Source organism: Xanthobacter versatilis (genome assembly GCF_043193975.1).
GTDB classification, from domain to species: Bacteria; Pseudomonadota; Alphaproteobacteria; order Rhizobiales; family Xanthobacteraceae; genus Xanthobacter; species Xanthobacter autotrophicus_E.
This window is the reverse complement of the sequence record NZ_JBAFVB010000001.1, coordinates 392,864-411,242: the sequence shown is the minus strand read 5'-3', so window position 1 is coordinate 411,242 and position 18,379 is coordinate 392,864. Positions and strand designations below refer to the sequence as shown.

Sequence of the window (18,379 nt, the reverse complement as noted above, 5' to 3'; positions counted from 1 at the left end):
TGCTCAGACCAGCACGAAGGCGGCGATCATCGCCGCATAAAGGGCGAGGATGATGCCGGCGCCCAGAGCATTGGTGCGCGGCGATGCCGATTGCACCCACCAGTCGAAGCGGCGGCTGGCCCAGGGCACGAGGCGGGTGAGCATCAGCACGCTGGCCCCGTTGCCGATGAACAGCGCCACCGCGAACGGCAGCCCGGCCCGGTCCATCAGCAGCGGGGTCTGCACCAGATGGCCGAACAGGAACACCACCGGATAGAGCATGAGCAGAACCAGCATGTTCTGCTTCCACGGCGCCGGCGGCTTGCCCTTGGGCGCGGAGAACCATTGCTCGAAGCCGGTGCGCACGGTGCGGGTGTGGAACTCGTCGATGAAGGCCCGCGCCTCCTCCAGCATGGCAGCGCGCTGCGGCGAGCCGAGCCAGGATTCCAGATGCTCCTGGGTATCGAAGCGCAGGATCGCCAGGAAATCCTCCTGCACGCCGGGAATGGGCGCTTCCAGCCGGTAGCCCTCGAAGCCGGGAGCGCGGCTCTGCAGCGCCGTCATGCGCTGCTCCCAGGCGCGATAGGCCGTCTCCTGCCCGCTCTTCAGCCGGGTGGAGATGACCACCGACACCGGCGAGGGCAAAACCCCGGCAGCGCCATCGCGCACGAGGTGGACATCGTCCCGCCCCGCCAGCATGGGCTGCACGCCGGAGATGCGGGCAAGGCGCTCCGGCGACTTCAGCCAGCCCACCGCATCCTGCGTGCTGGCGAAGCGCTGGAGGATCACCCAGTCCACCTGCGCCGGCGGCGCGGGGGGCGCCACCGATTGCTCGATGAAGCCGGGAAAGCCGGCGACGACGCGCTTGGTCTCCTCCTGCCAGTCGGCGAAGGCGTGGTCGTGTCCCTTCAGCACCCGCGTCTGGGTGACGATGGTGACCGAGCCTTCCGGCGCACCGCTCATAACGGTCTGCTTTCAGGTCTACCGAGCCGGTCGAAGATGCGGTCGGGGGTGAAGGGCAGATGGGCGAAGCGCACGCCGGTGGCGTTGGCGAGCGCGTTGGCCACTGCCGGCGCCACCGCGTTGATGGCGCATTCGCCCTGGGCCTTGGCCCCCAGCGGGCCGATGGTGTCGTGGGTGTCGGCGAACAGCACCGTGGTGCGCGGCATGTCGGCGAAGGCGGGGATGTGATAGTTGCGCAGCGCGGCGTTCAGCACATTGCCCTGCGCGTCATGCACCATGTGCTCGGTGAGCGCCCAGCCCAGCCCCATGGCCACCGCCCCCTCGATCTGCCCCCGGCATTGCAGCGGGTTGATGAGGCGGCCGATGTCCGCCGCATGTACGCTGTGGAGGATGCGGACCTCCCCCGTCACCCGGTGCACGGCAAGCCGCACCCCCTGCACGTTGAAGCCGATGGTACGCGGCGAGAGATAGGCCTTGCGCTTGGCCTCCAGGTGATGGCCCTCGGCGGCGGCAAGCCGGCAGAGTTCGACGAGCGAAATGCGCTGGGTTGCGCTTTCCACCGCGTCGGCGGTCAGCCGCCAGTCCTCCGGCGCGGTGTTGGTGCGCCGCGCCGCGTAGGAGAGGATCTCGGCCGCCAGCGCCCGCGCCGTCAGCTCCACCGCCTGCCCGGCCACCACCGTGCCGGTGCTGGCGAAGGTGCCGGTGTCGTAGGGCGCGCGGTCGGTATCCGCATTGATGATGGCGATGGCCTCCGCCCGCGTGCCCAGCACCGCTGCCGCGATCTGGCGATGGGCGGTGACCGAGCCGTTGCCCATCTCGGTGGAACCCACGGCGAGGTGATAGGTGCCGTCCGCCAGGAGCCGCATCTCGCCGCCGGAGCGATGCTCGGTGGGCGGCCCGGCTTCCAGTACGGCCAGCGCCACGCCGGTGCCCTCGGCCCAGTCGCCCTCGGGCGCCTGATCGCCCTTGCCGCTGGCGAGCTCCGCCTCCACGAGGTCGAGGCACTGGTCGAGGCCGTAGCTGCCGAAGGCGACATCGCTCGGCTCGGCCCACACCGACTGGATCACATCGTCCGGCCGGATCATGTTCCTGCGGCGGATGGCGAAGGGGTCGATGCCGAGCTTTGCGGCGAGGTCATCCAAAGCGGATTCGATGGCGAACGAGGTCTGCGAGGCGCCATAGCCGCGAAAGCCGCCGCCGGGAATGACATTGGTATAGACCGCGTGGCCCTCGGCCTTCTTGGCCAGGCAGCGATAGGCGGCGAGCGGGCTCCCCAGCGCCGCCGCCAGCGTCTCCCCGCCATGGCCGCCATAGGCGCCGGTGTTGGACACCACATGCACCTCCAGCGCCGTCAGGGTGCCGTCTGCCGTGGCGCCCATCTTCACCCGCGTGGTCATCTGGTGGCGGGTGGTGGCGCCGAGGAATTCCTCCGGCCGGGTGAATTCCCACTTCACCGGCCGGCCGAGCTTCAGCGTCGCCAGCACGCACAGGTCTTCCGACAGCATCTCCTGCTTGCCGCCGAAGCCGCCGCCGACCCGCTCGGTGAACACATGCAGGTCGTGGGGGAAGATGCCGAAGAGATAGCAGAGCTTCTTGTGGGTGATGAACGGCGCCTGGGTGGAGGTGCGCACATGGATGCGCCCGTCGCCGTCCCGCCACGCGATGGAGCCGTGGGTTTCCAGATGCGCATGCTGCACGCGGGAGGTGGAATAGGTCTCCTCATGGACCACGGCGGCGGCCGCGAAGCCCTCGGCGACGCTGCCCACCTCGCCCTTGAGGCAGAGGAAGACATTGCCCCGCGCGCCACCGGCGAGCCCGTCATTGCCGGGATGCAGCAGGGGCGCGTCCGGCGCCATGGCTTGGAGCGGATCGAACACGGCGGGCAGGATCTCGTAATCCACCTCCAGCGCCCGGCAGCCGGCCTCGGCGGCGCCCTCGGTGTCCGCCACCACGGCGGCGATGCGCTGGCCGACGAAGCGGGCCACATCATCGAGGATCAGGGTGTCGTCGGGATCGACCAGATGGTCCTCATGGGTGGCGGTGCTGAAGAGCTTCTTCGGCACGTCCTCATGGGTGAACACCGCCACCACGCCGGGGATGGCGAGCGCCTTCGCCGTATCGATGCGCAGGATGCGCGCATGGGCGTGGGGCGAGCGCAGCACCTTGAGATGCAGCAGGCCGTGGAGCGCCGGATCGGCTGTGTCCACATCCATGGTGTAGCGCGCATGGCCGGTGACGATGCCGGCGCTGAACGGATTGGGCAGACTGGCCCCGCAGGCCGCCCCCGCCACGTCCTGCTCGATGGCGCCGACGCCGTGGACCGCATCCGCGATGGAGCGATAGCCGGTGCAGCGGCAGAGGTTGCCCTTCAGCGCGCGCGGCAGGTCGGCCCGCTGGTCCTCATCGAAGGCGGCCACCGTCATGATCATGCCGGCGGCGCAGAAGCCGCACTGGAACGCCTGCGCCTCCAGAAACGCCTGCTGCACCGGGTGCAGAGCATTGCCGGACGCGAGGCCCTGCACGGTGGTGACCTGACGCCCCTTGGCCCGGAAGGCGGGCATGAGGCAGGAATGCACGGGGCGCCCGTCGAGCCACACGGTGCAGGCGCCGCAATCCCCTGCGTCGCAGCCCTTCTTCACCCCCAGCGCGCCGCTCTCGCGCAGGAAGGTGCGCAGGCACTGGCCGGGACGCGGCTCGGCGGAAACGGTCCGCCCGTCGATGCTGTAGGTCACGCGTCTCTCCCGCCAGCCGCCAGCTCCGCCCGGATCTCTTCCGCGAAATGCAGGGTGAGATGGCGCTTGTAGGCGGGCGTGCCATTGACATCGTCGAACCAGCCATCGGCCGGGATCGCCGCCGCAAGCGCGGCCTGCACCTCTTCCGCGCCCGGCATGGCGGCAAAGCGCAATTGCACCGGGCGCGGGGTCGCGGCAGTGATGGTCAGGAGCATGTCGCCCTTGGGCCCGCTGGTGCCGATGAGCAGCGCTGCCGAGCGGCCGAGCTTGGTCAGCGACGCCCGGCGCAGGGCGAAGCGCCGCTTCAGGGCCGCCGCCGGAATATGGACGGCGCGCAGCAATTCGCCGGGCCCAAGCACATTGGCATGGTTACCGGTGACGAAATCTATCGCCGCCACCGTGCGCGGCGCGCCCGAGCGGGGCCACAGCACATAGGTGGCCTCCAGCGCCACGGTGAGGGAGATCATGGCGCCGGCCGGCAAGGACATGCAGATGTTGCCGCCCACGGTGGCCACATCCGCCACCTTGAACGACATGAGCAGCGCATGGGCGCAGGCGCGCAGCAAGGGCGCGGCGGTCCAGTCCGGCGGGGCGGAAAAATCGGCGAGGGCGCCGATGGTGGCGGTGGCCGCGATCTCCAGCCCCTCCTCCGACGCCACCAGCGCCGGCCAGTCGAAGGCGAACAGGTCCACCAGCGTGTCGATGCCCGGCTGCGGCTCGGACATGAGCCAGGTGCCCCCCGACAGCCAGGCGTGGCCGGCCGGCCAGTCGGCGATTTCGTCAGCGCTTAGGGGCGACTTGACCTGCCGCACGGTGTTCAGATCCATTCGTCGTTCCGCCTTGGCCGCTGCAGGACAGGTTTTGCTGAAAGATCGGGTGCGGGAAGTCACGCCGATTCATTGATACGGCGATGCGTGTTCTCGCCCGAAAAGCAGAAATAAAGATCCATCAAAGAAAAAAGCGGCGCACATTCAGCCTGCGCGGCGCACATCTGCGGCGCTACAGCCTCTCCGGCCGGCATCCGCACATTCGTTTCCCCCGCCCCTCCGGCCGCTCGGGCGCCGGCATTGATATTTGTTCTATTTCAACGCTACCACGCCCTCCCGGCCGCAGCCAAGAGGCGTCTGGGAGGGGCGTATGGCGCGCATCGCCCGCGGCGAGGGGGTGCCGGGGTCCGGTCCGGCGCCGCACCCCGGTGCCTCGAAATCGCCCGAGTTTCTCCCCTGACTGACCCTCATCCCGTAAGCAGGACGTAAGCTTGCCTCGGCAAGGTCCGCTCAACCTGAAGAACAAGGATGAGCGGACATGAGTTCAGCCGGCATTGTCCGACCGCTCGACGACGAGCGCGCCGAAGTCGAAGCCTTTATTGCGCAGGTCTACGCCCGTGAGTTTGGTGCGACGCTCGATCACTTTGCCGAACAGCTGATCTTCCGGCGCGACGGGAGGGGAAACCTCTCCTGCGCCGCCGGCCTGCGGGTCGCCGCCGACGGCTTTTTCTCCGAAGCCTACCTACGGGAACCGGTAGAGGGCGCGCTGGCGCGGGCCAGCGGCCGCCGGGTGGCGCGCGACGACGTGTTCGAAGTCACCACCCTTGCCAGCCGCTCGCCCCGCGAGCTGTCCGCCTTCATCGACGACATCATCGCCTTCGGCGCGCGCAACGGCCACGGCTGGGCCTTCTTCACCCTCACCCGGCGCCTCAGCCTGCTGGTGCAGCGGCGCCAGCTGGCGCCCTTTCCGCTTGCCGATGCCGATCCGCGCCGGATCGCCGACCCCGCCGCCTGGGGGCGCTATTACGAAACCGAGCCCAGGGTCTATGGCGTGTGCGGCGCACGGCTCACCGGCCGCAGCGCCCGCGTGGTGGAGGCATCGCACCATGCACCGCTTTTTTGAGGCGGTGGCGTGCCATGCGCGCCGCGAACCCGACCGCATCCTGTTCACCGACGCCGCCGGCAGCCTGACCCGGGCCGGCCTGATGGCCGACGCGGTGCGCCTTGCCGCCCGGCTGCCGCCGCAGGCCCGCGTCATCGGCCTGCTCTTGCCCAACGGGCGGGAATGGGCAGTGGCGCAGATGGCCTGCCTTGCCGCCGGCCGCATGGCGGTGCCGCTGCCTACCTTCTTCAGCGCCCTGCAATTGAGCCATATCCTCATGGACGCGCAGGTGGATCTCGTCCTGGTCCCGCAGGCGAACCCGCCCGCCCTGCCTGCCGCCGTGCCCGTGCTGCCGGTGGCCGCCAGCGGCGAAAGCGGCGCCATGCCGGACTTTAGCGAGGGGTTCGGGCAGATTATCTACACCTCCGGCAGCTCCGGCCAGCCGAAGGGCGTGCGCCACCAGAGCGGGCAGATCGCCTGGTCGGCGTCGGCGCTGGCTGAGGCCATCGCGGCCGATGCGGAAGACACCTATCTCTCCGTCCTGCCCCTGTCGCTGCTGCTTGAAAGCATCTGCGCCGTGTTCGTTCCCGCGCTGGTGGGCGGGCGCACCCACTTCGACACCCAGCTTTCGGAGGCCATCGGACGTGGCGCGGTGCGTGGCGTCGCCGCCGCGTTCGAGGCCCATCGGCCGAGCGTGGGCGTGGTGGTGCCCGAGCTGCTGCGGGTGTGGGCCCACGACCTCCTCGCCACTGGACGCAGGGCGCCGGACAGCCTGCGCTTCGTGGCCGCCGGCGGCGCCCGGGTGCCGGAACGCCTCGCCGAGACGGCCTGGCAGCTCGGCATTCCGGTGCATGAGGGCTATGGCCTCTCCGAATGCTGCTCCGTGGTGGCGCTGAACCGGCCCGGTGCCCGCGTGGCGGGAACCGTGGGGGCGCCGCTGCCCGGCCTCCAGCTCACCATCCGCGACGGCGAGATCCTGGTGGACGGCCCCGGCGTGATGGATGGCTATCTCGGCGGCCCGGAAGCCCCGCGCCCGTGGCCCACGGCCGATCTCGGCGCGCTGGATGGGCAGGGGCGCCTCACCGTGTTCGGCCGCAAGGACAACCTCATCGTCACCCCGCTGGGGCGGAACATCAGTCCGGAATGGGTGGAGACCGCCCTTCTGGACGACCCCGGCATCGCCGCCTGTGCGGTGGCGCAGGTGGATTTGGTGGAGACAGATGGGTCGGAGGCGGACGGCGCCCTCGCCGCCCTCGTCATCCCCACGCCGCAGGCGCAGGGCTGGTTCGACGATGCCGGCCCGCAGGGCATCCGCGCGCGCATCGCCGAACGCTGCGCCGCCCTGCCCGTCTATGCCCGGCCCACGCGCCTCACGGTGCTGGAGCTTGCCGACGCCAGGGCGAGGGGGGTCCTCACCGCCAACGGCCGCATCCGCCGTCCCGCTGCCCGCGCCGTGCTGGCGCAGAAGACCGGCGCCAACCCGTGCCCCGTTCCTCCCCTTGCCTCCCAGGAAAGGCCCCTGCCATGACGTTTTACGACCGCCTCATCCGGGAGACCGCGCGCGAGCGCGATGCCTTCCTCGCCATCCCCCTCGTGCGGCAGGCGCTCGCCTCCGGCGCGCCGAAAAGCCTCTATGTGGCCTTCCTCACCCAGGCCTATCACCATGTGAAGCACACCTTCCCGCTGCTCGCCCTCGCCGCCTCCCGCACCGGCGACGCGCGCTATCAGGACGCGCTGGTGGACTACATGGAGGAGGAGCGCGGCCACGAGAAATGGATCCTCGACGACATCCGCGCCATGGGCGGCGACGCCGATGCGGTGCGCGACGGGGTGCGCGAAGGAATGGCCGGCCCGGCCTGCCGGATCATGGTGGGCTTCTCCTATTATGCCATCGAGCATGTCAGCCCCTATGCGCTGCTCGGCAGCGTTCATGTGCTGGAAGGCATGTCGGTGCTGCTGGCGGACCGCCTCGCCGATACCCTGAAGCGCAGCTTCGGCGCGCAGGCCGAGGCCGGCTTCTCCTATCTGCGCTCCCACGGCAGCCTCGATCAGGACCACGTGGCCTTCTTCCGCACTTTGGTGGACGGCTTCGACGATCCTGCCGCGCAGCAGATCATCATCGACCATGCCCGGCTGTTCTACCGGCTCTATGGCGACATCTTCCGCGAGCTCGGCGCCGGCCTGGAGCTGAGCCATGCGGCGTGACGCGCAGCACGGCCCGCGCCGCGTCCTCATCACCGGGGCCGGGTCCGGCATCGGCCGCGCCCTCGCTCTGGAGGCGGCCGCGCGCGGCATGGAGGTCGCCCTGTGCGGCCGGCGTCGCGGCGCGCTGGAAGACACCGCCGCCGCCCTGCCGCCGGGCGCCCGTCCGCTGGTCATCTCCGCCGACATCACCTCGACGGCGGATCGCGCCCGGATCGTGGCGCGGATAAAGGCCGAATGGGGAGCCCTCCACGTGCTGGTCAACAATGCCGGCGTGGTGGAGGGCGGCCCGCTAGAGACCTTCGACGACGCGGCGCTGGAAGACACCTTCCGCACCAACGTGCTCGCCCCCATGGCGTTGACGCGGGATCTGGCGCCGCTACTTGCGGCTGCACGCCCGTCGCGGGTGGTGAACGTGGGCTCGGTGTTCGGCGACATCGCCTATCCCGGCTTTGCTGCCTATTCGGCCTCCAAGTTCGCCTTGCGCGGCTTTTCCAGCGCCCTGCGCCGGGAGTGGCGCCCGCTGGGCATCGGTGTCACCTATGTGGCGCCGCGGGCCACCCGCACCGATGCGGCGGCGGCCTTTGATGACCTCATCGCCGCCACCGGCATGCGCCTCGACGCGCCAGACATGGTGGCGGCACAAATCTGGCGGGCGGTGGAGCGCGGGCGCGACAGCGCCTATCCGCCCGGCATGGAACGCCTGTTCGTGCTCATCCAGCGCCTTGCCCCCCGTCTCATCGACCGGGCGCTGGCCAGAACCGCCCCTGCGACAGCCGGCGCGGCGCGCGCGGCCGCCTGAGCCCGCGCGGCACTTGAGCGAAGCCCTCTCGGCGCCGGTCGAAGACCGGGGCCGTCGGCGTGAATGCCCCATCATCGAAAGGAAACCTTATGCGTGCCAACCCGCACACGCTGCTGCGTGCCATGCTGCTCACCGCCATCGCCCTCGGTGCCCCCGCCGCGCGAGCGGCCGACGATGGCCTCAATGCCCAGGTCAAGCAGATCCAGACCCGGTGGGAGACCATCAAGTTCACGGTGCCGGAGGGCGACAAGCAGACCGAGCAGATGAACGCCCTCGGCGCCGAGGCCGACGCCATGGCGGCCAAATATCCGGACCGGGTGGAGGCGCTGGTGTGGGACGGCATCCTCACCAGCGAGCGGGCCTCCATGGTCAATCCCATCAGCGCCCTGTCGCTGGCCAAGCGAGCCCGCGACACGCTGGAAAAGGCCTATGGCATGAACCCCACGGCGCTGGACGCCGGCGCGCCCACCAGCCTCGGCGTGCTCTATTATCGCGTGCCGGGCTTCCCGGTGGCGTTCGGCGACAAGGTCAAGGCCCGCCAGCTGCTGGAGGAGGCCACCCGCGACGCCCCCAACGGGCTCGACGCCTGGTATTTCTACGGCGACTTCCTGCTGAGCCAGGGCGAATATGCCAAGGCCCGCGCGGCTTTCACCCACGCCTTATCAATCCCGCCCCATGCCGACCGGCCCCTGTGGGACGAGAACCGACGCCTCGTGATCCACGAGAAGCTCGACCAGATAAAGGCCAAGCTGTGAACCCGCCCGAGCAGGCCCTGATGGCGAAGGCGGGTGAACGACGGCCGGGCGCGGGCCTGTGGCACCGGCTCGGCCGCCAGCTCGCCCGGCCGCAGGGCCGGGCCGGCGCCCTTGCCGGCCACCTCATGGCGTGGGTGAACCGGCGGCCCAATGCCCTCGCCATCGCGGCGCTGGAGGTCCGCCCCGACGACCACGTGCTGGAAATCGGGTTCGGGCCGGGCGATGGCCTCGCCATGCTGGCGCGGCAGGCGGGCCTTGGGCTCATCCACGGTATCGACGGCTCGCCGGCCATGCTGGCGCAGGCCAGCCGCCGCAACGCGCAGGCCATCGCCGAGGGCCGCATGCGCCTTGCCACCGGCGACATGCGCCGCCTGCCCTTCCCGGATGCCAGCTTCGACAAGGTACTGGGGGTGAACGTGGCCTATTTCTTCGATCCGGACGGGGCCGCGGTGGCCGAGATCCATCGCGTGCTGCGGCCGGGCGGGCGGGTCGCGCTCTATGTGACCGACCGAGCCACCATGGCCGGCTGGCCGTTCGCCGACCCCAGAACCCATGTGACCTACGACTGGGCGGATCTGAAGCACCTCATCGCCGGTGGCGGCTTCGAGCCGGCGCGGGTGATGATCCGCGCCCTCGACCTACCCCTGGGGGTCAAGGGCCTCATCGCCACCGCCCGGCGCTGAGGGGCGATCTCAACCCACCTCGGTGCCGAGTGGCGGGAAGCACATTTCCGCGCAGCCGCCCACGATGCCGTTGGAGAGTTCCAGCCGGCCGCCATGAACCATCATGGTGCGCTCGACGATGGCGAGGCCCAGACCCACGCCGTTGCGGCGATCGCTGCGCACCAGGCCGCGCCGCCGGCGCTCGGCGTCCAGCACCTCGGCCGGAAAGCCCGGCCCGTGGTCGCGCACCCGGATGGCGGGGGCGTCCGTCACCTCCACGCTGATGGTGGTGGCCTCCGGGGTGTGGTCCAGCGCATTCTCGATGAGGTTGCGCACCGCGCGGAACACGTCGTCGCGGCCGCCGGCCACCACCACGGGCGCCGGACCCGCGATCACCTCGATGGAGCGGTTGCGGGCGATCACCTGCGGGGCCAGATAGGCGGCGGCCTCCCGCGCCGCCTCGCGCAGCTCCACCACGTCGCCGGGCTCGATGCGGAAGCGGCCGAGCCGGACCCGGTCGAGCAATTGCTCCACCAGCCGCTCCATGGCGACGAGTTCCTTTTCCAGCACCCGCGCGTAAGGCTCGTCGGTGACGGCGAGCTGGGTCTTCATCACCGCCAGCGGCGTGCGCAGCTCGTGGGCCATGTCGCCCACGAACTCCTCCTGGGCGCGATAGCCCTGCCGCAGCCGGCCGAGGGCCTGGTTCACTGCGCGCACCAGCGCCAGCACGTCGTCCGGCAGCCCCTTCTCGCTGAGGGTGACCGAGACTCCGCCGGGCTGGATCGCCTCCGCCTCCTCCACCGTCTGGCTGAGGGGTCGCAGCGCGATGCGGGCGACGAGGAGGTTGGTCGCCAGCATCAGCAGCATGAAGGGGATCCACAGCCAGGCGATGTCCTGCATGAATTCCTCAAGGACGGAATCAAACACCACGTCGCTGCTGGGAAAGGCCACCTGCACATAGGTGGGCTGGGCGATGCCGTGGATGCGCAGGGAAATGCCGTAGAGCGCTTCCGGCGAATTGCCCTTTGGCAGCTCGAAATAATGCTCCGCCATCTCCTCCACCGGCACGAACGGGTCGTGCACGTCGGCGGAGCCGGCCAGCCGCTCGCCGGACGGGCCGATGACGATGAAATGGCCGCCCTCCTGGGCGATGCGATGCACCGTGGACTGGCGGATCGGCGCGGTGACCACATGGCCCACCGCCCGCACGTCCTTGGCGATGCTCATGGCGAAGCTGTGGAGCGTGCCCTCGCGGAAGCGGGTGTTGATGGTGTCGAAGCGGATATAAAGGAACACGGCGGTGACGCAGACTGCCACCACGCTCACCGCCACCATGCCGATCATCAGGCGGCCGAACAGCCCCCGGACCAGCCGCTTCACGGCCGCGCCCCGGACAGGAGGTAGCCGATGCCGCGCAGAGTGTGGATCTCCACCACCGCGCCGGCCCCCGCCAGCTTCTTGCGCAGGCGGTGGATCAGCACTTCCACGGCGTTAGAGCTGACCTCCTCGCCATAGCCGTAGAGGGTCTCCTCCAGCGCCGGCTTGGAGATGACCGCGCCGGTGCGGCGCATCAAAAGCTCCAGCGCCGCCGCCTCCTTGCGGCTGAGATCGAGCCCCACCCCATCCACCCGCGCCTGCCGGGCGATGGTGTCCAGCTCCACATTGCCTTCCTTCAGCGACACCCCCAGCGCCGAGCCGGGACGCCGCAGCAGGGCGCGGACGCGGGCGATCAGCTCGTCCACGTTGAAGGGCTTGCGCATATAGTCGTCGGCGCCGCCATTGAGCCCGGCGATGACCGAGGGCGCGCCGTCGCGGGCGGTCAGCACCAGGATGGGCTGGGCCACACCCTTGCGCCGCAGCGTGTCCAGAAGGTCCATGCCGTCGCGGTCGGGCAGGCCGAGATCGAGGATGATAGCGTCGAACGGGGTGGTTGAGACCGCTTCCTCAGCGTCAGCCGCCGCATGGACGGCATCGACGGCGAAGCCCGCCGTGCGCAGCGCATCGGCCGCCAGCGCCGACATCCGTTCGTTGTCTTCGACAAGCAATATACGCATGCGCCGGAAATCTCGCCCCCGCACCGGATTGCGCCCAGGAATGTGGCAAAAATCAATGCTGACGCACAGTAAAATGGCGGCTGCATATTTGATCCAAATCAAGAAAACGTCGCAAACACCTCAAGCGACGAGAACAGCGTGGCGAGATCATCCGACTTTCGTGTGATGTCTTTTGCAAAAGGCGCCCGGCCCGGAAGCCGGAACCGATGACCGCGACCACAAGGCGCGAGGCCCCTGGCGCGTGGTCTGGATGCACCGCAGCGAAGCCCTTGCCATTGAGACCCACGGCGGGTCAGATATCCGCATGAACGGTGCTCAGTCACACGCGACGGAACCTCAGGACGCCGCACGCCACGCCTCGGGACGCGACAGCCTCGGCTGCGCGCTGGATGCGCTCTGCGAGGGTCAGGAACTGAGCGGTAACGGCTTCGTGATCTACCGCAAGTCCCATGACGGCAGCGAACTGCGGCAGGTGGAAACACCGCCGAGCGACCGGGGCGTGCTGGTCGGTCTGTCCCTCTCGGGCGGCCACCGGCGGCGCATCTTCACCGGCAACCGCTCGGCCACTTACGATTTCGCGGCGGACAGCTGCTACATCCGCCCGTTCGCCGACGACTACCGGGCCGACATCGAGACCGGGTTCGAATTCCTTCTGCTGGAGGTGTCCCAGGCGGCGCTCCACCGCACCTGCGCCGAAAGCGGCGTGGCGCTAGCGGACACGCTTTTCACCACGCCCGGGGCGAGCGACCCGGTGCTCGCCCATCTCGGCCGGGCCCTGTTGCCGGCCCTCGCCCATGCGGCGAGCGCCAGCGCGCTGTTCGTGGAGCAGGTGGTGTGCGCCATGCAGACGCATCTGGTCGCCCGCTATCACGGCGCCACCGTGCGGGCCGCGCGGGGTGGCGGCCTGTCCGACCTGCAACTGCGGCGCGCTCAGGAACTTCTGGCGGCGGGCATGGACGGCACGGTGCTGATCGCCGACATCGCGGCCGCCTGCAACGTGTCGCGCAGCTATTTCATCCGCGCCTTCCGGCAGGCCACGGGCGCGACGCCCTACCAGTGGCTGCTCGCCCGGCGGGTGGAGCAAGCCCGCGCCCTGCTCACCCGATCGGCCCTGCCCCTGGCGGACGTGGCCATCCAGTGCGGCTTTTCTGACCAGAGCCACATGACGCGCACCTTCGTCCGCCTCACCGGATCGACGCCCGGAGCCTGGCGGCGCAGCCGCTGAGAGCGGGTTGGGACTTCAAAGGGAAAAGACTGCCGGCGCCCTATGTCGTGCCCGGCCATGGCGGCACTAAAGCGCTTGCGAGGACTGCAAGCAGCACCCCGTCCACAGCATTTTCGATGCCACTCACAAGCAGCGCGCATCATTTCAATGTGATAAAATGATAATTCAAAGACGTTGCGCGTATTCCCGGAATGCGCAACCTGACGGCGTGAGGCGCCCAACCCGTCGGGTCCGATCGTTCAAGAGCGCAGACTTTCCTTCAAGACGCTCGCCCGGCCCGGCGCGATAGTTCGCACGACCTGACACCAGCCGGAGGTCGAAGCCATGATCGCGACCCTGGAACCCGACCAGCGCTTGCGGCGCCGAACCGCCACGCACGCTCCCCCCGAAGCGGACACCGCCGCCCTCGCCCGAGCCGGGCAAGGGCTTGTCAATACATAGGTTTAACGCGTCAAAGCCGGACCTCCGGCACGCCGAATGCCTCGTTGCGGGCGAGCGCCGCATCCACCTCGTGGCCGTTCGCGGTCAACGCATATTCCACGTGCCGCACCCGGCCTTCGCGTTCGCGGCGCGTCACATAGCCGGCCGATTCAAGATCCTTGAGCCGCGCGGAGAGGACCCGCGCGGAGATTGCGCCGGGGAGCGCCCGGCGCAATTGGCCGAACCGCAGCGTCCCGTTGCGCGCGAGCGCGGCAATGATGTGGCCCATCCATTCCTGGGCCATGAACTTGAGGAAATGCTCGGCTGGGCAATACCCGAGGCCGATCTTCTTGCGTTCTGTTTCGTCGTCCATGGGTAAAACCAGTATCTCGCAGGTAACTAATGGCCGCCGCGCCCATGTGGCGCTAGCTTCCCGTCCACCTTGTCAGTCCCCTCCATCACAGCAGGAGATTTCCCCGTGTCAAATGCCGTCGCTGCCCCCGGCGGGATGTTGTTGTCTCCCAACGACCACACCCTGATCATGATCGACTTCCAGTCGCAGATGTCGTTCGCGACCAAGTCCATCGACGCCGTGAACCTGCGCAACAACGCCGCCCTCGTCGCCCATGCGGCGGCCGGGTTCGGCGTCTCCACCATCCTCACCACGGTGGCGGAGAAGAGCTTCTCCGGCCCCATGTTCTCCGAGATCACCGAGGCCTTCCCCGGCGAGAAGCTGCTTGACCGCACCTCCATGAACACCTGGGAGGATGAGGCCGTCATCGCCAGGGTCAATGCCATCGGCAAGAACCGCATCGTGCTGTCGGGCCTGTGGACCGGCGTGTGCATCGTCGGCCCGGCGCTGTCGGCCATCGAGCAGGGCTTCGAGGTCTATGTCATCGCCGACGCCTGCGGCGATGTCTCCGACGAGGCCCACGAGCGTGCCATGCAGCGCATGATCCAGGCCGGCGCCCGGCCCATGACCTCGCTGCAATACCTGCTGGAACTGCAGCGCGACTGGGCCCGCACCGGCACCTACGACATGACCACTGGCATCGCCAAGAAGTTCGGCGGCGCCTACGGCCTCGGCATCATCTACGCCAAGACCATGTTCGGCGCCTCGGAAGGCCACTGAGCATGGACCACGCCTCATCGGCCCCCAGCGCCCCGGCCGGCGGCCTGACGCGTCGCACCGCCCTTGAGCTTGGCGCCGGCGCGGCGCTGGCCGCCGCCCTCGGCCTGCCCCTGCCCGCCGCGGCCGCCGCCACGGACCCGAACCAAAGGACCACAGCCATGCCTTTCGTCACCACCAAAGACGGCGTCGAGATCTTCTACAAGGACTGGGGCCCCAAGGATGCCCAGCCCATCGTGTTCCACCACGGCTGGCCGCTGTCGTCGGACGACTGGGACACCCAGATGCTGTTCTTCGTGCAGCACGGCTACCGCGTGGTGGCCCACGACCGGCGCGGCCACGGCCGCTCCACCCAGGTCAGCGACGGCCACGACATGGACCATTATGCCGCCGACGCCTTCGCGGTGGTCGAGCATCTCAACCTGAAGAATGCGGTGCATATCGGCCATTCCACCGGCGGCGGCGAGGTCGCGCGCTATGTGGCAAAGCACGGCCAGCCGGCCGGCCGCGTCGCCAAGGCGGTGCTGGTTTCGGCGGTGCCGCCGCTGATGCTAAAAACCGCCGCCAACCCGGAAGGCCTGCCCATCGAGGTGTTCGACGGCTTCCGCAAGGCCACCGCCGACAACCGCGCCCAGTTCTTCCTCGACGTGCCCACGGGCCCCTTCTACGGCTTCAACCGCGAGGGCGCGAAGGTCTCGCCAGGCGTGATCCAGAACTGGTGGCGGCAGGGCATGATGGGCAGCGCCAAGGCCCATTATGAGGGCATCAAGGCCTTCTCCGAGACCGACCAGACCGAGGACCTGAAGACGATCACGGTGCCGACGCTGGTGCTGCATGGCGAGGACGACCAGATCGTGCCCATCGCCGATTCCGCGATGAAGTCCATCAAGCTGCTGAAGCACGGCACGCTGAAGACCTATCCGGGCTTCTCGCACGGCATGCTCACCGTCAACCACGACGTGGTCAACGCCGACCTGCTCGCCTTCATCAAGGCCTGACCCCGACGGCGCCGGCCCGGCCGGCGCCGTCCCATCCAGGGCGCACATGGCATGAAGCTTTATCTCGCCTCGCTGGGCGCCGGCCTTCTGGTCGGCATCGTCTACAGCCTCATCAACGTGCGCTCGCCGGCGCCGCCGGTGGTGGCGCTGGTGGGGCTGCTGGGCATCCTCATCGGCGAGCAGATCGTGCCGGTGGCGAAGAACCTCTGGGCCGGCGACAGCCTGCGCACCGCCATCGGCCTTGCCGACTGCTCCGACCATGTGCTCGGCCAGCTGCCGGGCCGGCAGAGCGCCGCAGCGGAGCCGCCGCAAGAAACATCTCTCAAAGACGCGCCGCCCCACACCCCTCCCGGAACCTGAGAGGAGCCGCGCCATGCCCGACCGAAAGCTGCCCGACCGAAAGCTGCCCGATCGCCGCCAGTTCATCGCCGCGGGGCTCATGGCCGCCGCCGGCCTTGTCCCCACCTCCCCGAAGGCGCAGACCATGAGCGAGACCGCCGACCTCATCCTCTTCAACGGCAAGGTCACCACCCTCGACCGCACCAATCCGCAGGCCGAGGCGGTGGCGGTGAAGGACGGGCGCATCCTGTTCGCCGGCACCACCGCCGACGCCATGCGCCACGCCGGGACCCTAACGAAAATCATCGACGTGGGCGGCCGGCGGATCATTCCCGGCCTCATCGACAGCCACATGCACATCATCCGCGGCGGGCTGAACTACAATATGGAGCTGCGCTGGGACGGGGTGCGCTCCCTCGACCACGCCATGGAGATGCTGAGGAAGCAGGTGGCCGTGACCCCGCCGCCGCAATGGGTGCGCGTGGTGGGCGGCTTCACCGAGCACCAGTTCGCCGAGAAGCGCCTGCCCACGCTGGAGGAGCTGAACGCCGCCGCCCCCGACACGCCGGTGTTCATCCTCCACCTCTACGACCGCGCCCTGCTCAATGCGGCGGCGCTGCGCGTGGTGGGCTACACCAAGGACACGCCCAACCCGCCCGGCGGCGAGATCGTGCGCGATGCGGCCGGCAATCCCACCGGCCTGCTTTTGGCCCAGCCCAACGCCACCATCCTTTATTCTACGCTGGCCAAGGGTCCCAAGCTGCCCGCCGAATACCAGAAGAACTCCACCCGCCACTTCATGCGCGAAGTGAACCGGCTGGGCGTCACCAGCGTCATCGACGCCGGCGGCGGCTTCCAGAACTATCCGGACGACTATGCGGTGATCGAGGAGTTGCACCGCGACGGGCAGCTCACCGTGCGCATCGCCTACAACCTCTTCACCCAGAAGCCGAAGCAGGAGCTGGCGGATTTCTCCGGCTGGTCGAAGCAGGTCAAGCCCGGCCAGGGCGACGACCTCTACCGCAACAACGGCGCCGGCGAGATGCTGGTCTATTCCGCCGCCGACTTCGAGGACTTCCAGGTGGCCCGGCCCGACATGCCGCCCAACATGGAGGGCGACCTGGAACCGGTCATCCGCCTGCTGGCCGAGAACCGCTGGCCGTGGCGGCTGCACGCCACCTATGACGAGACCATCTCGCGCGCCCTCGACGTGTTCGAGAAGGTCAACAAGGACGTGCCGCTGAAGGGCCTCAACTGGTTCTTCGACCATGCCGAGACCATCACCGACCGCAACATCGACCGCATCGCGGCGCTGGGGGGCGGCATCGCCGTGCAGCATCGCATGGCGTTCCAGGGCGAATATTTCGTGGAGCGCTACGGCGCCAGCAAGGCGGAGCGCTCCCCGCCCATCCGCCGCATGCTGGACGCCGGCATTCCGGTGGGCGCCGGCACCGACGCCACCCGCGTCGCCTCCTACAATCCCTGGGTGTCCCTGTCCTGGCTGGTGACGGGCAAGACTTTGGGCGGCCTCTCCCTCTACCCGCCGTCCAACCTGCTCGACCGCGAGAGCGCGCTGCGGCTGTGGACTGAGGCCAATACCTGGTTCTCCTCCGAGCCCGACAAGAAGGGGCAGGTGAAGGCCGGCCAGCTCGCCGACCTCGTGGTGCTGTCGGACGATTATTTCTCCGTGCCCGAGGACAGGATCCAGGACATCACCAGCGTGCTCACGCTGCTGGGCGGCACGCCGGTGCACGGCGACGGCGACTTCAAGACGCTCGCGCCCGACCTGCCGCCGCCCATGCCCGACTGGTCGCCGGTGCGCACCTTCGGCGGCTACCAGAAGCGGGCGGAAACCGGCGAGCGCAAATACGCCTTCGCCGCCGCCTGCGGCTGCGCCACCGCCTGCGGCGTCCACGGCCACGCCCACGCCAGCGCGCTGGCGGCGCAGGTGCCCGCCGCCGACGAACGCTCCTTCTGGGGCGCGCTCGGCTGCGCCTGCTGGGCGTTCTGATGGGGGCGGAGGTGGTGGCGCCTTGAGATGCTTGCACACCGTCGCCGTCCGGCTTGACCGGACGGCCCATCGCCCCGCCGGACCGACGCCTCCGGGACAAGCGGCGGCCGGACAAGCGGCGAGATGGACCCTCCGGTCAAGCCGGAGGGCGGCGATGGTTAAATGCGGTCTGCCCCCTCTCCCGCTTGCGGGGGAGCGTTCCCTGTGGACCCGGCCGCCAAAACGTCCACCCAAGCAGC

17 protein-coding genes are annotated in these 18,379 nt (G+C 69.2%); 11 read left to right on the top strand and 6 right to left on the bottom strand.

Translation table 11 applies throughout. The features are described 5' to 3' along the window. Positions 1-3 precede the first annotated feature (3 nt). Genes V5F66_RS01735 through V5F66_RS01725 form a run of 3 tightly spaced genes read right to left on the bottom strand, consistent with a single transcriptional unit; the run spans position 4 to position 4,501 of the window. On the bottom strand, positions 4-942 hold the full coding sequence (locus V5F66_RS01735; protein ID WP_394093076.1) for an antibiotic biosynthesis monooxygenase: 939 nt from the start codon (positions 940-942) through the stop codon (positions 4-6). Beyond that, positions 939-3,674, bottom strand: a complete 2,736-nt coding sequence (locus V5F66_RS01730) for a molybdopterin-dependent oxidoreductase (RefSeq protein WP_394093075.1) — start codon at positions 3,672-3,674, stop codon at positions 939-941. Before V5F66_RS01730 ends, V5F66_RS01735 begins: the two co-directional genes overlap by 4 nt. Further along, the gene (locus V5F66_RS01725; protein ID WP_394093074.1) at positions 3,671-4,501 is read right to left on the bottom strand and encodes an FAD binding domain-containing protein; all 831 of its coding nucleotides are present in this window, start codon (positions 4,499-4,501) and stop codon (positions 3,671-3,673) included. The genes V5F66_RS01730 and V5F66_RS01725 overlap by 4 nt, the downstream gene beginning before the upstream one ends. Positions 4,502-4,979: 478 nt before the next feature. Here V5F66_RS01725 and V5F66_RS01720 point away from each other — a divergent pair, with 478 nt between their 5' ends. The 6 genes from V5F66_RS01720 to V5F66_RS01695 all read left to right on the top strand — a co-directional run bounded on the left by V5F66_RS01720 (position 4,980) and on the right by V5F66_RS01695 (position 9,985). Further along, the gene (locus V5F66_RS01720) at positions 4,980-5,564 is read left to right on the top strand and encodes a thermostable hemolysin (protein WP_394093073.1); all 585 of its coding nucleotides are present in this window, start codon (positions 4,980-4,982) and stop codon (positions 5,562-5,564) included. Next, entirely contained in the window at positions 5,548-7,071 is a 1,524-nt protein-coding gene (locus tag V5F66_RS01715) for an AMP-binding protein (RefSeq protein WP_394093072.1), read from the top strand. Before V5F66_RS01720 ends, V5F66_RS01715 begins: the two co-directional genes overlap by 17 nt. Beyond that, on the top strand, positions 7,068-7,748 hold the full coding sequence (locus tag V5F66_RS01710) for a TenA family transcriptional regulator (protein WP_012113305.1): 681 nt from the start codon (positions 7,068-7,070) through the stop codon (positions 7,746-7,748). Before V5F66_RS01715 ends, V5F66_RS01710 begins: the two co-directional genes overlap by 4 nt. Continuing rightward, positions 7,738-8,547, top strand: coding sequence for an SDR family NAD(P)-dependent oxidoreductase (locus V5F66_RS01705; protein ID WP_012113304.1), 810 nt, complete (start codon positions 7,738-7,740; stop codon positions 8,545-8,547). The genes V5F66_RS01710 and V5F66_RS01705 overlap by 11 nt, the downstream gene beginning before the upstream one ends. An 89-nt stretch (positions 8,548-8,636) precedes the next feature. Next, a complete protein-coding gene (locus tag V5F66_RS01700) occupies positions 8,637-9,302 on the top strand; it encodes a tetratricopeptide repeat protein (protein WP_394050202.1) in 666 nt (221 codons plus the stop codon). A gap of 20 nt (positions 9,303-9,322) precedes the next feature. Continuing rightward, on the top strand, positions 9,323-9,985 hold the full coding sequence (locus tag V5F66_RS01695; protein ID WP_394006489.1) for a class I SAM-dependent methyltransferase: 663 nt from the start codon (positions 9,323-9,325) through the stop codon (positions 9,983-9,985). Positions 9,986-9,994: 9 nt separating this feature from the next. Here the strand turns inward: V5F66_RS01695 and V5F66_RS01690 are convergent, their stop codons facing one another. After that, a complete protein-coding gene (locus tag V5F66_RS01690) occupies positions 9,995-11,344 on the bottom strand; it encodes a sensor histidine kinase (protein WP_012113301.1) in 1,350 nt (449 codons plus the stop codon). Continuing rightward, positions 11,341-12,018 (bottom strand): response regulator, encoded by a 678-nt coding sequence (locus tag V5F66_RS01685; RefSeq protein WP_012113300.1) that lies wholly within the window; start codon positions 12,016-12,018, stop codon positions 11,341-11,343. The genes V5F66_RS01690 and V5F66_RS01685 overlap by 4 nt, the downstream gene beginning before the upstream one ends. A gap of 304 nt (positions 12,019-12,322) precedes the next feature. On the opposite strand from V5F66_RS01685, the gene V5F66_RS01680 reads away from it, so the two are divergent. Next, the gene (locus V5F66_RS01680; protein WP_394093071.1) at positions 12,323-13,243 is read left to right on the top strand and encodes an AraC family transcriptional regulator; all 921 of its coding nucleotides are present in this window, start codon (positions 12,323-12,325) and stop codon (positions 13,241-13,243) included. 451 nt (positions 13,244-13,694) lie between these two features. On the opposite strand, the gene V5F66_RS01675 is transcribed toward V5F66_RS01680, so the two are convergent. Further along, positions 13,695-14,036, bottom strand: a complete 342-nt coding sequence (locus V5F66_RS01675) for a winged helix-turn-helix transcriptional regulator (protein WP_394050209.1) — start codon at positions 14,034-14,036, stop codon at positions 13,695-13,697. Positions 14,037-14,171: 135 nt separating this feature from the next. Between V5F66_RS01675 and V5F66_RS01670 the strand changes: the two genes are divergently transcribed. The 4 genes from V5F66_RS01670 (at position 14,172) to V5F66_RS01655 (ending at position 18,140) form a co-directional block, all read left to right on the top strand. Further along, positions 14,172-14,795 (top strand): hydrolase, encoded by a 624-nt coding sequence (locus V5F66_RS01670; RefSeq protein WP_041575230.1) that lies wholly within the window; start codon positions 14,172-14,174, stop codon positions 14,793-14,795. Positions 14,796-14,953: 158 nt separating this feature from the next. Further along, on the top strand, positions 14,954-15,790 hold the full coding sequence (locus tag V5F66_RS01665; RefSeq protein ID WP_394000870.1) for an alpha/beta fold hydrolase: 837 nt from the start codon (positions 14,954-14,956) through the stop codon (positions 15,788-15,790). Positions 15,791-15,841: 51 nt separating this feature from the next. Continuing rightward, positions 15,842-16,150, top strand: a complete 309-nt coding sequence (locus V5F66_RS01660) for a XapX domain-containing protein (RefSeq protein WP_394093070.1) — start codon at positions 15,842-15,844, stop codon at positions 16,148-16,150. Between the two features lie 43 nt (positions 16,151-16,193). Continuing rightward, a complete protein-coding gene (locus V5F66_RS01655) occupies positions 16,194-18,140 on the top strand; it encodes an amidohydrolase (protein WP_394093287.1) in 1,947 nt (648 codons plus the stop codon). Positions 18,141-18,379 lie beyond the last annotated feature (239 nt).

What these genes read in the sequence shown, in the direction of transcription:
- V5F66_RS01735 (WP_394093076.1), bottom strand. Translation starts at nt 942, where the DNA reads ATGAGCGGTGCGCCGGAAGGCTCGGTCACCATCGTCACCCAGACGCGG.
- V5F66_RS01725 (WP_394093074.1), bottom strand. Translation starts at nt 4,501, where the DNA reads ATGGATCTGAACACCGTGCGGCAGGTCAAGTCGCCCCTAAGCGCTGAC.
- V5F66_RS01720 (WP_394093073.1), top strand. Translation starts at nt 4,980, where the DNA reads ATGAGTTCAGCCGGCATTGTCCGACCGCTCGACGACGAGCGCGCCGAA.
- V5F66_RS01715 (WP_394093072.1), top strand. Translation starts at nt 5,548, where the DNA reads ATGCACCGCTTTTTTGAGGCGGTGGCGTGCCATGCGCGCCGCGAACCC.
- V5F66_RS01710 (WP_012113305.1), top strand. Translation starts at nt 7,068, where the DNA reads ATGACGTTTTACGACCGCCTCATCCGGGAGACCGCGCGCGAGCGCGAT.
- V5F66_RS01705 (WP_012113304.1), top strand. Translation starts at nt 7,738, where the DNA reads ATGCGGCGTGACGCGCAGCACGGCCCGCGCCGCGTCCTCATCACCGGG.
- V5F66_RS01700 (WP_394050202.1), top strand. Translation starts at nt 8,637, where the DNA reads ATGCGTGCCAACCCGCACACGCTGCTGCGTGCCATGCTGCTCACCGCC.
- V5F66_RS01695 (WP_394006489.1), top strand. Translation starts at nt 9,323, where the DNA reads ATGGCGAAGGCGGGTGAACGACGGCCGGGCGCGGGCCTGTGGCACCGG.
- V5F66_RS01685 (WP_012113300.1), bottom strand. Translation starts at nt 12,018, where the DNA reads ATGCGTATATTGCTTGTCGAAGACAACGAACGGATGTCGGCGCTGGCG.
- V5F66_RS01680 (WP_394093071.1), top strand. Translation starts at nt 12,323, where the DNA reads ATGAACGGTGCTCAGTCACACGCGACGGAACCTCAGGACGCCGCACGC.
- V5F66_RS01675 (WP_394050209.1), bottom strand. Translation starts at nt 14,036, where the DNA reads ATGGACGACGAAACAGAACGCAAGAAGATCGGCCTCGGGTATTGCCCA.
- V5F66_RS01670 (WP_041575230.1), top strand. Translation starts at nt 14,172, where the DNA reads ATGTTGTTGTCTCCCAACGACCACACCCTGATCATGATCGACTTCCAG.
- V5F66_RS01665 (WP_394000870.1), top strand. Translation starts at nt 14,954, where the DNA reads ATGCCTTTCGTCACCACCAAAGACGGCGTCGAGATCTTCTACAAGGAC.
- V5F66_RS01660 (WP_394093070.1), top strand. Translation starts at nt 15,842, where the DNA reads ATGAAGCTTTATCTCGCCTCGCTGGGCGCCGGCCTTCTGGTCGGCATC.